Here is a 12,865-nt window from a genome sequence, read left to right as displayed (position 1 = left end):
GTCGTCCCGCCGCCGTCGCTGCGGATCGACCCGAACGCTGTTCCCGAAGGGGCACTCAACCATGCACGGCCGGCTGGCAACCCGCCAGCCTCAGTCCTCGGGGTCGTAGCCGAGGTTCGGCGAGAGCCACCGCTCGGTCTCGGCGAGGGTCCAGCCCTTGCGCTCGGCGTAGTCGGCCACCTGGTCGCGGGCCAGCCGGCCCACCACGAAGTACTGCGACTGCGGGTGCGAGTAGTAGAACCCGCTGACCGAGGCGCCGGGCCACATCGCCATCGACTCGGTGAGCGTGATGCCGGTGTGCTCCTCGACGTCGAGCAGCTCCCAGAGCGTCTCCTTCTCGGTGTGCTCGGGGCACGCCGGGTAGCCCGGCGCCGGCCGGATCCCGTCGTACTGCTCCTTGATGAGCCCGACGTTGTCGAGGCGCTCGTCGGGCGCGTAGCCCCACAGCTCCTTGCGCACGCGCTCGTGGAGCTGCTCGGCGAACGCCTCGGCGAGCCGGTCGCCGAGGGACTCGAGCAGGATCGCGTTGTAGTCGTCGAGGTCGGCCCGGAACGCTGCGACACGGTCGGAGAGCCCGTCGCCGGCGGTCACGGCGAACGCGCCGACGTGGTCCCGGAGCCCGGTCTCCTTGGGGGCGACGTAGTCGGCCAGTGAGCGGTTGGGGACCCCGTCGCGGTGCTGGCCCTGCTGCCGGAGGTGGTGCAGGGTGGCGTGCACATCGCTGCGGTCGTCGTCGAGGTAGAGCTCGACGTCGTCGCCCACCGAGCTGGCCGGGAAGAAGCCGACCACGCCGTGGGCGCGGATCCACTTCTCCTCGATCATCTGGTCGAGCATCGCCTGCGCGTCGTCGTAGAGCTTGCGGGCGGCGGGACCCGAGCCGGGGTTGTTGAGGATGTCGGGGAAGGCGCCCTTCATCTCCCAGGCGTTGAAGAACGGCTGCCAGTCGATGTAGCGGCGCAGCGTGGTCAGGTCCTGGTCACGGATCACCCGCACGTGCTGGCTGGCGCGGACGCCGGTGAGGGGCGAGACCGCGTGGTCCTGCCGCAGCAGCATGCGGGGCTTGGGCGGGTGGTAGCCGGACCAGTCGACGGGGGTGGCGTTGGCACGCGCCTGCTCCAGCGTCACCAGCGGCCGGTCGTTCTTCGCCGAGTGGCGTGCGCGGAGCGAGTCGAAGTCGGCGCGGACGTCGCCCATGAGCTTCTCGCGGCCCGTCGGGCTCAGCAGGGCCGCCGCGGTCGGGACCGACCGGGACGCGTCCTTGACCCAGACCACCGGACCGTCGTACTTCTGGTCGATCTTCACGGCCGTGTGGGCGCGCGAGGTGGTGGCGCCGCCGATGAGGAGCGGGATGTCGAGCCCGAGGCGCTGCATCTCGGAGGCGAAGTTGACCATCTCGTCGAGGGACGGAGTGATCAGCCCGGACAGGCCAATGATGTCGGCGCCGGACTCCTGGGCCGTGTCGAGGATCTTCTGCGCGGGGACCATGACCCCAAGGTCGATCACCTCGTAGTTGTTGCACTGCAGGACGACGCCGACGATGTTCTTGCCGATGTCGTGGACGTCGCCCTTCACGGTCGCCATCACGATGGTGCCGTTCGTGTCCTTCTGGGCTGCCAGCTCGGGGTCCTTCGCCTTCTCCTCCTCGATGAAGGGGATCAGGTAGGCCACGGCCTTCTTCATCACACGGGCGCTCTTGACGACCTGCGGAAGGAACATCTTGCCCGCGCCGAAGAGGTCGCCGACGACGTTCATGCCGTCCATGAGCGGACCCTCGATGACCTCGATCGGTCGCCCGCCGGCCGCCTGGATCTCGGCGCGGAGCGCCTCGGTGTCCTCCTCCACGTGGGCGTCGATGCCCTTGACGAGCGCGTGGGTGATCCGCTCGCGCAACGGCAGGCTGCGCCACTCGTCCTGCGCCTCCTCCGCGTCGGCCGCCGTGACGTTGAAGCGCTCGGCGATCTCCAGCAGCCGCTCGGCGGCGTCGGCGCGGCGGTTGAGGACGACGTCCTCGATGCGCTCGCGCAGCTCGGCGTCGACCTCGTCGTAGACGACCAGGGCACCGGCGTTCACGATGCCCATGTCGAGACCGGCGCGGATGGCGTGGAAGAGGAAGACGGCGTGGATCGCCTCGCGGACGGGGTTGTTTCCCCGGAACGAGAACGAGACGTTGGAGATGCCGCCGCTGACCTTCGCGCCGGGGAGGTTCTGCTTGATCCAGCGGGTCGCCTCGATGAAGTCCTCGCCGTAGGTGGCGTGCTCCTCGATGCCGGTCGCGACGGCGAAGACGTTGGGGTCGAAGATGATGTCCTCGGGCGGGAACCCGACCTCGTCGACGAGGATGCGGTAGGCCCGCTCGCAGATGGCCTTGCGCCGCTCGAGGTTGTCGGCCTGGCCGTCCTCGTCGAAGGCCATCACGACGACGGCCGCGCCGTACTTCCGGCACAGCCGCGCGTGCTCGCGGAACGGCTCCTCCCCCTCCTTCATGGAGATGGAGTTGACGATCGCCTTGCCCTGCACGCACTTGAGGCCGGCCTCGATGACCTCCCACTTGGACGAGTCGACCATCACCGGGACGCGGCTGATGTCGGGCTCGGCGGCGATGAGCTTGAGGAAGCGGTCCATGGCCGCCACCCCGTCGATCATCCCCTCGTCCATGTTGACGTCGATGACCTGCGCACCGGCCTCGACCTGCTGGGCGGCCACGGTGAGCGCCGTGTCGTAGTCGCCGTCCTTGATCAGCTTGCGGAAGCGGGCGGACCCGGTGATGTTGGTCCGCTCGCCGACGTTGACGAACAGGCTGTCCTCGGTGATCGTCAGCGGCTCGAGACCGGACAGCCGCATCACCGGCTCGACGGTCGCGGGCTCGCGACGTCCCTTGCCCTCGACGGCCTTCGCGATCGCCTCGATGTGGTCGGGCGTGGTCCCGCAGCAGCCCCCGACGACGTTGAGGAACCCGGCGTCGGCGAACTCGGCCAGCACCGCAGCCGTCTGGTCGGGGGTCTCGTCGTACTCACCGAAGGCGTTGGGCAGGCCCGCGTTGGGGTAGACGCTGACGAACGAGTCGGCCAGGCGCGACAGCTCGGCGACGTAGGGCCGCATGTCGCGGGCGCCCAGCGCGCAGTTGAGGCCGACGGCCAACGGCCGGGCGTGGCGCACCGAGTCCCAGAACGCCTCGGTGACCTGGCCCGAGAGCGTGCGGCCGGAGGCGTCGGTGATGGTGCCGGAGATGATGACCGGCCAACGGCGCCCCTGCTCCTCGAAGAGCGTCTCGACGGCGAAGATCGCTGCCTTGGCGTTGAGGGTGTCGAAGATCGTCTCGATCACCAGCAGGTCGGCGCCACCGTCGACGAGCCCGCGGGCGGCGACGAGGTAGGCGTCGGCGAGCTGGTCGAAGGTGACGTTGCGGGCGCCGGGGTCGTTGACGTCGGGCGAGATCGAGGCCGTCCGCGTGGTCGGGCCCAGCGCCCCGGCGACCCAGCGGGGCCGGTCGTCGGTCGCGACCTCGTCGGCGGCGGCGCGGGCGAGGCGCGCGGACTCGAAGTTGAGCTCGTAGGCGAGGTCCTCGAGGCCGTAGTCGGAGAGCGAGATCGCGTTGGCGTTGAACGTGTTGGTCTCGATGATGTCCGCGCCGGCCCGGAGGTACTCCTCGTGGATCGTCCGGATGATCTGCGGCTGGGTCACCGTGAGCAGGTCGTTGTTGCCGACGAGGTCGCTCGGGTGGTCGGCGAAGCGCTCACCGCGGTAGCCCGCCTCGTCCGGGCGGTCGCGCTGGATCGCCGTACCCATCGCCCCGTCCAGCACCATGATCCGCTCGCTCATGATCGCCGTCAGGGCGGCGGTGGCATCAGGGCGGTGCTGCGGCTCCACGGGTGGGTGGCTCCTCTCGGGCGGCGGTGCGGCCAGCCTAGGAACGGCGTCCGACACGCGGACAGCTTTCCCACATGGTGGCACTCGGCGCGTCGGGCGGCGAAATCACGGCGGATCGCTGGGCGGCGCGCCCTAGGCTGGGCGGGTGATCGAGTTCGACGACGTGCAGGACCTGGTGTCACCGGTGGTGATCGCGGCCTTCGAGGGCTGGAACGACGCCGCCGACGCCGCCTCCGGGCTGGTGGACCACCTCATCGAGCAGTGGAAGGCCGAGGTCATCGGGGCGATCGACCCCGAGGAGTTCTACGACTTCCAGGTCAACCGGCCGGTGATCGGGACCGACGTCAACGGCTACCGTCGGCTCACCTGGCCCACCACCCGCATCGCCGTCGCACGCCCCGCCGAGCTGGACCGTGACGTCATCCTGGTGCGCGGCATCGAGCCCAACATGAAGTGGCGCCAGTTCTGCGCCGAGCTCCTGGCCGCCTGCGACGACCTCGGCGCCGAGCTCGTGGTGACCATGGGCGCGCTGCTCGCCGACACCCCGCACACCCGGCCCATCCCGGTCACCGGCACCGCGAGCGAGCCCGAGCTCGTCGACCGCCTCGTCCTCGAGCAGTCGACCTACGAGGGTCCGACGGGCATCGTCGGCGTCTTCAACGACGCATGCACCCAGCTCGACATCCCGGCCGTCTCCTACTGGGCCGCCGTCCCGCACTACGTCGCCCAGCCGCCGTGCCCGAAGGCGACGCTCGCCCTCCTCGGCCAGCTCGAGGAGCTCCTCCAGGCGCCGATGCCCATCGGCGACCTCGCCGACGACGCCAAGGCCTGGGAACGCGGCGTGGACGAGCTGGCCGCCGAGGACGAGGACGTCGCCGACTACGTCCGCGCCCTCGAGGAGACCCGCGACACCGCCGACCTCCCCGAGGCCTCCGGCGAGGCCATCGCGCGGGAGTTCGAGCGCTACCTCAAGCGACGCGACACCGACTGAGGTCGCCACTGCCGGCTGGCTGGCGGGTTCGAGCGGTGAGTGAGACACGTTCTGCGGCGCGAAAACCTGTCTCACGCACCGCTGGTACGCCGACACGCTGCGCGGCGGTGAGTGAGACACCTTCTGCGGCGCGAAAACATGTCTCACGCACCGCTGGCCCGGTCGGCGGTGGCCCACCCACATTCCCGGCGTACGGAATGTGGCTGGCGCACCGCTCGCGGGCGCGCCGTACGCCGACACGCCGCGCGGCGGTGAGTGAGACACCTTCTGCGGCGCGAAAACCTGTCTCACGCACCGTTGGCCCGGTCGGCGGTGGCCCACCCACATTCCCGGCCCGCGGAATGTGGCTGGCGCACCGCTGGCCCGGTCGGCGGTGGCCCACCCACATTCCCGGCGTACGGAATGTGGCTGGCGCACCGCTCGGGCGGGTGTAGGTCAGAGCGAGAGGCCGAGGGCAGCGTCGAGGAGCCGGTGGATGGTCGCCGCGGCCTCGGGGTCGGAGGTGTCCGCGAGGCCGGTGGTGCCGAGCGTCGCCTCGACCCACTCCTGGACGACGGCCACCGCCGTCGGGGCGTCGAGGTCGTCGGCCAGCGCGGCGAGCACCCGCTCGACGACCGGGAGCGCGGGCGCACCGGAGCCGAGCGCCAGGGCGCGGCGCCAGGCGGCGAGGGTGTCGACGGCGTCCCAGAGCTGGTCGTCGGTCCACTCCCAGTCGCTGCGGTAGTGGTGGCGCAGCAGCACGAGCCGGATCGCCATCGGGTCGACCTCGCTCATCCGCAGGGCGGAGACGAAGACGAGGTTGCCCTTGGACTTCGACATCTTCTCGCCGTCGTAGGCCACCATCCCGGCGTGGGCGTAGGCGCGCGCGAACCGCTCGCCGGGGTGGGCCACCTGGGCGTGCCCGGCCGACATCTCGTGGTGCGGGAACACCAGGTCGCTGCCGCCGCCCTGCACGTCGAAGGTGGACCCCAGGTGGTCGAGCGCGATCGCGGAGCACTCGACGTGCCAACCCGGCCGGCCCGGGCCCCACGGGCTGTCCCACGATGGCTCGCCCGGTCGCTCGGCACGCCACAGCAGGCAGTCGAGCGGATCCTTCTTGCCCTCGCGGTCCGGGTCGCCACCGCGCTCGGGGAAGATCTCGAGCATCGTGTCGCGGTCCATCCCGGACACCGCGCCGAAGGAGTCGTCGGCGGTCACGGAGAAGTAGAGGTCGTCCTCGACGCGGTAGACCGACCCGGCCTCGTCGAGGCGATGGATCAGCTCGATCACCTGCGGGATCGACTCGACCGCACCGGTGTAGTGCGCGGGGGGCAGGACCCGCAGCGCCTCCATGTCCTCACGGAAGAGCTGCGTCTCGCGCTGGGCGAGCTCCGCCCAGTCGACGTGCACCTTGGCCGCGCGCTCCAGCAGCGGGTCGTCGACGTCGGTGACGTTCTGGACGTAGGTGACCTCGTGGCCGGCGTTGCGCCACGCACGGTTGAGCAGGTCGAACCCGACGTAGGTCGCGGCGTGCCCCATGTGCGTCGCGTCGTAGGGCGTGATCCCGCAGACGTACATCCGCGCCGGACCCTCGGGGCGGGTCTCGACGAGGTCGCCGCTCGCGGTGTCGTGCACCCGCACGACCGGGCCCACCACGGGCAGTGAGGGAACGTCGGGAGACGACCAGGCACGCATGTGGCGCAGCCTATCGGCCGCCCGGGAGCCACCCACCGTCGCTGCCCGTCTTGATCTCGATACGGCCCAGCGCGTGCTCGTGCCTCGCTCGCGGGCCTACTCGATCTGGTCCGGCCACGCCGCCGGCTCGTTCCTCGCCGCCAGCTGCCGGCCTCAGAACGGCGGCCAGGGGATGACGGGGTACGACGACGAGCGGGGGCCGGGGAACGTCCCCCGGGCCAGCAGCCGACCCACCCGGCGCCTGGTGGTCTCGACCTCGTCGTCGGTCAGCAGCCCGGACAGCACCACACCCAGCTCGCCGTCGAGCGCCGACGCCAGCCCGCGCAGCCCGTCGGTCTCCTCGGCGCTGATCGCGTCGCCCACGAAGCCCCACAGCACGGTGCGCAGCTTGTGCTCGACGTGGAAGGTCAGGCCGTGGTCGACGCCGTGCCGGTGGCCGTCGGGCATGGGGAGGACGTGGCCGCCCTTGCGGTCGGCGTTGTTGACCACGACGTCGAAGAGCGCCATCCGCCGCAGCGGCTCGCTGTCCTCGTGGACCAGCGACACCGCCTGGTCGTGCGCGTCGAGGCCGTCGAAGACGTGGCGGAAGCCCGCCGGGACCTCGCCCTCACCGACGATGTCGACGGGGGCGGCGTCCTCGACCTCGTCACGCCACAGCTGCACCATGCCCGGGCCGTGCGGCCCGTCACCGAGGACCGTCGGCGGCACGATGTCCCAGCCGAGCGCGTCGGAGACGGCGTACGCCCCCACCTCGCGGGCGGCGAGCGTGCCGTTCGGGAAGTCCCACAGCGGGCGTTCTCCCGCGATCGGCTTGTAGACCACGCGGACGCCGCCGAGCTCGCCGACGAAGGTGGCGTTGGACGCCGGCAGCACGCGCCCGTGCAGGGTCAGCTCCCCGGTGGGGAAGCCGGCCGGGAGCGTGCTGTCAGGGATCACGGCGCTTGAAGCCGTTGGCACGGACGCAGAGGTGCCCGTCCGGGTCGATCGGCTCGCCGCAGAACGGGCAGTCGGGGCGCCCGGCGCCGATGACCGACAGGGAGCGCTCGACGAACGAGCGCGCCGCGGCGGCGGTGATCCGGACGAGGAAGATCTCCTCCGGCTCGGGCTCCAGCAGGTCCTCGAGGTCCTCCTGCAGCTGCTCGGGCGAGACGACCGCCGCCTCGGTGAACGGGAACACCTCGATGACCACCCGCTCGTCGGCTCCGTCCCACGACAGGGTCATCGTGCCGGCGCGGAACTCCTCCTCGATCGGCTGCTCGAGCGGCTGCCCATCGGTGAGGTCACGTGGTGCGATCGCCGGGATCAGCACGTCGCCGCCGGGGGCGCGCATCAGCTCGTCGAGCAGCTCGTCGATGCGCTCGGCCAGGGCCTGCACCTGCTGCTTCTCGAGCGAGACGCTGACCAGGCGGGCGCCCTCGCGCGCCTGCAGGAAGAAGGTGCGCTGGCCGGGCTCGCCAACGGTGCCGGCGACGAAGCGCTCGGGTGGGTCGAAGCGGTGCACGACGGGCATGTGACTCACCCTAGGGCGTGCCTGTCTGGGGTCCGGCTCCTCCACCCACCTCGGCGTCCGTGCGGCGCGCGCGGGAGGAGCGACGGGGCTTCTTCGGCGGGGTGAGCCAGGCGAGGTCGCCGGCGTGGGTGTTGGTGCCGATCACGAAGGGCCGCGACTCGGTGTAGCGCACGATCGACACCGACGCCGGGTCCACGTGGATGCGCTGGAACAGGTCGAGGTGGGTGCCGAGCGCGTCGGCGAGGATCGACTTGATGACGTCACCGTGGCTCACGGCGAGCCACACGGCGTCGTCCCCGTGCTCGGCCGCCACCCGTGCGTCGTGCCGCCGTACGGCCGCCACCGCGCGGTCCTGCATGGCCCGCATCGACTCCCCGCCGGGGAAGGTGGCCGCCGACGGCTGCGCCTGGACCGTCTTCCAGAGCTTCTCCTTGGCGAGCTCCTTGAGCGGGCGTCCCTGCCACTCGCCGTAGTCGCACTCCGACAGCTGCCTGTCGCTGCCGGCGCGCAGCGACGTCGCCTGCCGCGTGGTGATCTCGCGGCACGTCTCGCGGCAGCGCTCCAGCGGGCTCGTCACCGCAGCAGCGAGGCGTACGCCCGCGAGCCGCTCCCCCACCGCGACCGCCTGCCTCACTCCGGCGTCGTCGAGGTGGACGCCGGGCAGCCGGCCTGCGAGGACTCCACTGGCGTTGGCCGACGAGCGGCCGTGTCGCACGAGGATGACGGTGGGCATTCTCCAGAGGTTAGTGGGGCTAGCCTCGGCCTTGTGATCGTCGACAACGCCCTGTACCACCAGGGCAAGCGCGTCCAGCTCGGCGACGGAGACGACCAGAGCCTGGGCTGGGCCCGGGTGCCGTGCGACCCCGGGGACTTCCAGTGGGTCGGGATCCACGACCCCAGCCCCGACGAGCTCGAGCTGATCGCCCGCACCTTCGACCTGCACCCGCTGGCCGTCGAGGACGCGGGCGACTCCCACCAGCGCCCCAAGCTCGAGCGCTACGGCGACACGCTGTTCCTCGTGCTCAAGACGCTCTGGTACGTCGACGAGGAGGACGCGGTCGAGACCGGCGAGATCAACCTGTTCATCGGCAAGGACTTCGTGGTGACCGTGCGCCACGGCCAGGGCATCGATCTCGCGACCGCACGGCGCGACCTCGAGCACCGCGCAAAGGTGCTCGAGCACGGCCCGATGGCCGTCCTCTACGCGATCTGCGACCGCGTCGTCGACGAGTACGAGAAGGTCGGCCAGGAGCTCGAGGAGGACGTCGACGAGGTGGAGGAGTCGGTCTTCTCCGACGCCCGCACCAACGACTCCAACCGGATCTACGTCCTCAAGCGCGAGATCGCCGAGGTGCGCCGGGCGGTCATGCCGCTGCGCGAGCCGATGCGGAAGTTCGCGATGGGGGTGGACGAGCGGATCACGACCGAGACGGCAACCTACTTCCGCGACGTCGCCGACCACCTCCAGCGGGTCTCGGAGGTGATCGACAACCTCGACGTGCTGCTGTCCACCGCCTTCGACGCGCACATCGCCCGGATCTCGGTCCAGCAGAACGAGGACATGCGCAAGATCTCCGCCGGCGCCGCCCTCGTCGTCGTCCCGACGCTGGTGGCCGGGATCTACGGGATGAACTTCGACCACATGCCCGAGCTGCACTGGGAGTTCGGCTACGCCTACGCGCTGCTCCTGATGGCCGGGATCGCCGCCGGCCTCTTCGCCTGGTTCAAGAGGTCCGGGTGGCTCTGACGCGGTCGGCCACGGCCGTCCCCACGGCTTGGCGGGTGGTGTGGTGGTTCGGCTTCGTGAGCCTCGCCGCCGACATGGTCTACGAGGGCGCCAGGTCGGTCTACGGCCCCGTCCTCGCGGCCCTCGGCGCGTCCGCGGTGGTGGTGGGGCTCGTGACCGGCGCCGGCGAGGCGGTGGCGCTGGTCATGCGCCTCGCGTTCGGCCCGATCGCCGACCGCACGGGTCGCTACTGGTCGCTGACGATCGTGGGCTACGGCCTCACCGCCGTCTGCGTCCCGCTGATCGCGCTGTCCCCGCGCCTCGGCGCGGCGGGACTGGCGTTCGCGTCCACGATGATCCTGCTCGAGCGCCTCGGCAAGGCGGTCCGGTCGCCGTCGAAGTCGGCGCTGCTGGCGCACGTCGCGTCCGCCGTGGGCCGGGGTCGCGGCTTCTGGGTGCACAAGGCCCTCGACCAGGTGGGCGCGTTCGCCGGGCCGCTGGTCGTGGCCGGTGTCGTCGCGGTCGCGTCGCTGTGGTGGGGCATGGCCGTCCTGGCCGTCCCGGGCGCGATCGCCATGGTCCTGCTGCTGACGCTCCGCCGCCGGGTGCCCGACCCCAGCGTGTACGACGACTCGCCTCCGCCTGCCGCCGGGTCGGAGGCGTCCGAGCACCCGGCTCCCCGGCGGGGCTGGTGGGCGGAGGTCGTCGGGGCGGGCCTGCCGGCTGACTTCTTCCGCTACGCCGTCGCCGCGTCGCTGACGACGGGAGCGCTGGTCACCTTCGGCATCATCGGCTACCACCTCACCGTCGACGACCTGCTGCCCGTCGCGGCCGTCCCCGTCGTCTACGCCGCGGCGATGGCCGTCGAGGCGGTCGCGGCGCTCGCGGTCGGGTCCGTCTACGACAGCACCGGACCACGGGTCCTGCTCCTCGTGCCGGTGCTGGTCGCGATCGTGCCGGCCCTCGCCCTCGGCTCGGCCCTGGTAGCCGTGCTGGGCGGTGTCATCGCGTGGGGCATCGCCCAGGGGGTGCAGGACTCGACGGTCAAGGCGGTGGTCGCCGACCTGGTCGACGCACCCCGCCGCGCCACGGCGTACGGCGTCTTCGCCGGCATCCAGGGACTGTTCGCGATCGTCGGCGGCGTCACCGCCGGGTGGCTCTACGACCGGTCGGTGCCCGCCCTCGTGGCCGTCGTCGCCGTCACCCAGCTGGTGGCGCTGGTGCTGCTGGCCGACACGTTCAGGCGGTCAGCACGCCGGCTCCGAGCAGGATGAGCACGCCGGTCCCGAGCAGGATCCGGTAGATCACGAACGGCGTGTAGGAGTTCGTGCTGACGTAGCGCAGCAGCCACGCGATGGCGGCGTAGCCGACGACGAACGAGACCACCGTGGCGGTGATCGTCGGGCCCCAGCCGAAGTCGTTGTGGCCGTGCGGGATCTCCTTGAGCTCGAACAGGCCGGCACCGACGACCGCGGGGATCGCGAGCAGGAACGCGAAGCGGGTCGCAGCCTCGCGCTCGAACCCGAGGAAGCGCCCCATGGAGATCGTGGCGCCGGAGCGCGAGACACCCGGGATCAGGGCCATCGCCTGCGCGACGCCCATCAGCACCGCGTCGCGCAGCGTGAGCTTGCCCAGCGGCCGGTCGGTGCGCCCGACACGGTCGGCGATGCCGAGCACGATGCCCATGACGACGAGCGTGCACCCGGTGATCCACAGGTTGCGGAACTCGCTCTCGATGACGTCCTTGAGCAGCACCCCGAGCACCACGATCGGGAGTGACCCGATGATGATGAACCAGCCCATCCGCGCGTCGAACGTGCCGCGGTACTCCGCCTTGAACAGCGAGCGCACCCACGCGCTGCCGATGCGCCAGATGTCCTTGCGGAAGTAGATGAGGACGGCGAGCTCGGTGCCGATCTGGATCACGGCCGTGAACGCCGCTCCCGGGTCCCCCCAGCCGAACAGCTCGGGGAAGATCCGCAGGTGCGCGCTGCTCGAGATCGGCAGGAACTCGGTCAGCCCCTGGATGACGCCGAGGACCACTGCCTTGAGGAGATCGATCACAGGGCGTGAGCCTACGGGCGAGTCCCGTGCCGACAGCGCACCACCCGTGGCTACCCTCACCACCATGCAGCAGCGTTCCCTCGGCGCGACCGGGCTCAAGGTCTCCCGGCTCGGCCTCGGCACCATGACATGGGGCCGCGACACCGACGAGCACGAGGCGCGCGACCAGCTGATCGCCTTCGCCGAGGCAGGAGGCACGCTGGTCGACACCGCCGCCGGCTACGGCGACGGCGCCAGCGAGGAGCTGATCGGCACGCTCATCGGCGACGTGGTCGCTCGTGACGAGGTCGTCCTCGCCACCAAGGCGGGCATCCACCGGCGTACGGGCGAGCGCGTGACCGACACGTCCCGCGGGAGCCTGCTGACCACGCTCGACGCCTCGCTCAAGCGCCTCGGCGTCGACCACGTCGACCTCTGGCAGGTGCACGTGTGGACCGACGAGACCCCTGTCGAGGAGACCCTCAGCGCCCTCGACCTCGCCGTCACGTCGGGGCGCGCGTCCTACGTCGGCGTCTCCAACTACACCGGCTGGCAGACCGCCCAGGCGGCGACCTGGCAGCGGGCCGTCCCCGGCCGGGTGCCGCTCGCGTCCACCCAGGTCGAGTACTCCCTGCTCAACCGGCACGTCGAGCACGAGGTCGTCCCGGCCGCCCAGGCGCTGGGGCTCGGCGTCCTTCCCTGGTCGCCCCTCGGCCGCGGCGTGCTGACCGGCAAGTACCGCACCGGCACGCCGTCGGACTCGCGGGCCGCGACCGAGCACTTCGCCCGCTTCGTGGGCGCCTACCTCGACGAGCGCGGCCGCGGGATCGTGGAGGCCGTGGCGCGCGCCGCCGACGGCCTCGGCTGGTCGCCGCTCGAGGTGTCGCTCGTCTGGGCCCGGGACCGGCCCGGGGTCTCCGCCCCGATCGTCGGTGCGCGCACGGCCGCGCAGCTCAAGGGCGCGCTCGGGATCGAGGAGCTGACCCTGCCGGCGGAGATCGTGGACGCCCTCGACGACGTGTCGGCCGACTGAACCCACCCTCGGGACTGACAG

10 protein-coding genes are annotated in these 12,865 nt (G+C 71.4%); 4 read left to right on the top strand and 6 right to left on the bottom strand.

Annotated elements, in window-relative coordinates; genetic code table 11:
* Positions 1-90 precede the first annotated feature (90 nt).
* The gene (gene metH, locus AC3A3L_RS16195; RefSeq protein ID WP_487641203.1) at positions 91-3,819 is read right to left on the bottom strand and encodes a methionine synthase; all 3,729 of its coding nucleotides are present in this window, start codon (positions 3,817-3,819) and stop codon (positions 91-93) included.
* Between the two features lie 193 nt (positions 3,820-4,012).
* Here metH and AC3A3L_RS16190 point away from each other — a divergent pair, with 193 nt between their 5' ends.
* Positions 4,013-4,858, top strand: a complete 846-nt coding sequence (locus tag AC3A3L_RS16190) for a PAC2 family protein (protein ID WP_487641062.1) — start codon at positions 4,013-4,015, stop codon at positions 4,856-4,858.
* Between the two features lie 435 nt (positions 4,859-5,293).
* Here the strand turns inward: AC3A3L_RS16190 and mshC are convergent, their stop codons facing one another.
* From mshC to AC3A3L_RS16170, 4 genes are all read right to left on the bottom strand, one after another.
* Positions 5,294-6,532, bottom strand: a complete 1,239-nt coding sequence (gene mshC, locus AC3A3L_RS16185; protein WP_487641061.1) for a cysteine--1-D-myo-inosityl 2-amino-2-deoxy-alpha-D-glucopyranoside ligase — start codon at positions 6,530-6,532, stop codon at positions 5,294-5,296.
* Positions 6,533-6,685: 153 nt separating this feature from the next.
* Positions 6,686-7,468, bottom strand: coding sequence for an SCO1664 family protein (locus AC3A3L_RS16180; RefSeq protein ID WP_487641060.1), 783 nt, complete (start codon positions 7,466-7,468; stop codon positions 6,686-6,688).
* Complete coding sequence (locus tag AC3A3L_RS16175) at positions 7,458-8,042, bottom strand: DUF3090 domain-containing protein (protein ID WP_487641059.1); 585 nt, start codon at positions 8,040-8,042, stop codon at positions 7,458-7,460. The genes AC3A3L_RS16180 and AC3A3L_RS16175 overlap by 11 nt, the downstream gene beginning before the upstream one ends.
* Positions 8,043-8,052: 10 nt before the next feature.
* Entirely contained in the window at positions 8,053-8,775 is a 723-nt protein-coding gene (locus AC3A3L_RS16170; RefSeq protein ID WP_487641058.1) for a histidine phosphatase family protein, read from the bottom strand.
* A gap of 33 nt (positions 8,776-8,808) precedes the next feature.
* Here AC3A3L_RS16170 and corA point away from each other — a divergent pair, with 33 nt between their 5' ends.
* A complete protein-coding gene (gene corA / locus AC3A3L_RS16165; RefSeq protein ID WP_487641057.1) occupies positions 8,809-9,789 on the top strand; it encodes a magnesium/cobalt transporter CorA in 981 nt (326 codons plus the stop codon).
* Entirely contained in the window at positions 9,780-11,042 is a 1,263-nt protein-coding gene (locus AC3A3L_RS16160) for an MFS transporter (RefSeq protein WP_487641056.1), read from the top strand. The genes corA and AC3A3L_RS16160 overlap by 10 nt, the downstream gene beginning before the upstream one ends.
* On the opposite strand, the gene AC3A3L_RS16155 is transcribed toward AC3A3L_RS16160, so the two are convergent.
* Positions 11,008-11,829 carry an undecaprenyl-diphosphate phosphatase gene (locus AC3A3L_RS16155; RefSeq protein WP_487641202.1) on the bottom strand — a complete coding sequence of 274 codons (822 nt, stop codon included), beginning with the start codon at positions 11,827-11,829 and terminating at the stop codon, positions 11,008-11,010. The genes AC3A3L_RS16160 and AC3A3L_RS16155 overlap by 35 nt on opposite strands.
* 67 nt (positions 11,830-11,896) lie before the next feature.
* Here AC3A3L_RS16155 and AC3A3L_RS16150 point away from each other — a divergent pair, with 67 nt between their 5' ends.
* Entirely contained in the window at positions 11,897-12,844 is a 948-nt protein-coding gene (locus AC3A3L_RS16150) for an aldo/keto reductase (RefSeq protein WP_487641055.1), read from the top strand.
* Positions 12,845-12,865 lie beyond the last annotated feature (21 nt).

It is taken from the genome of Nocardioides sp. Soil_C_8, from assembly GCF_057656315.1.
The sequence above is the reverse complement of the archived record's forward strand: the minus strand, read 5'-3'. Positions and strand labels throughout refer to the sequence as shown.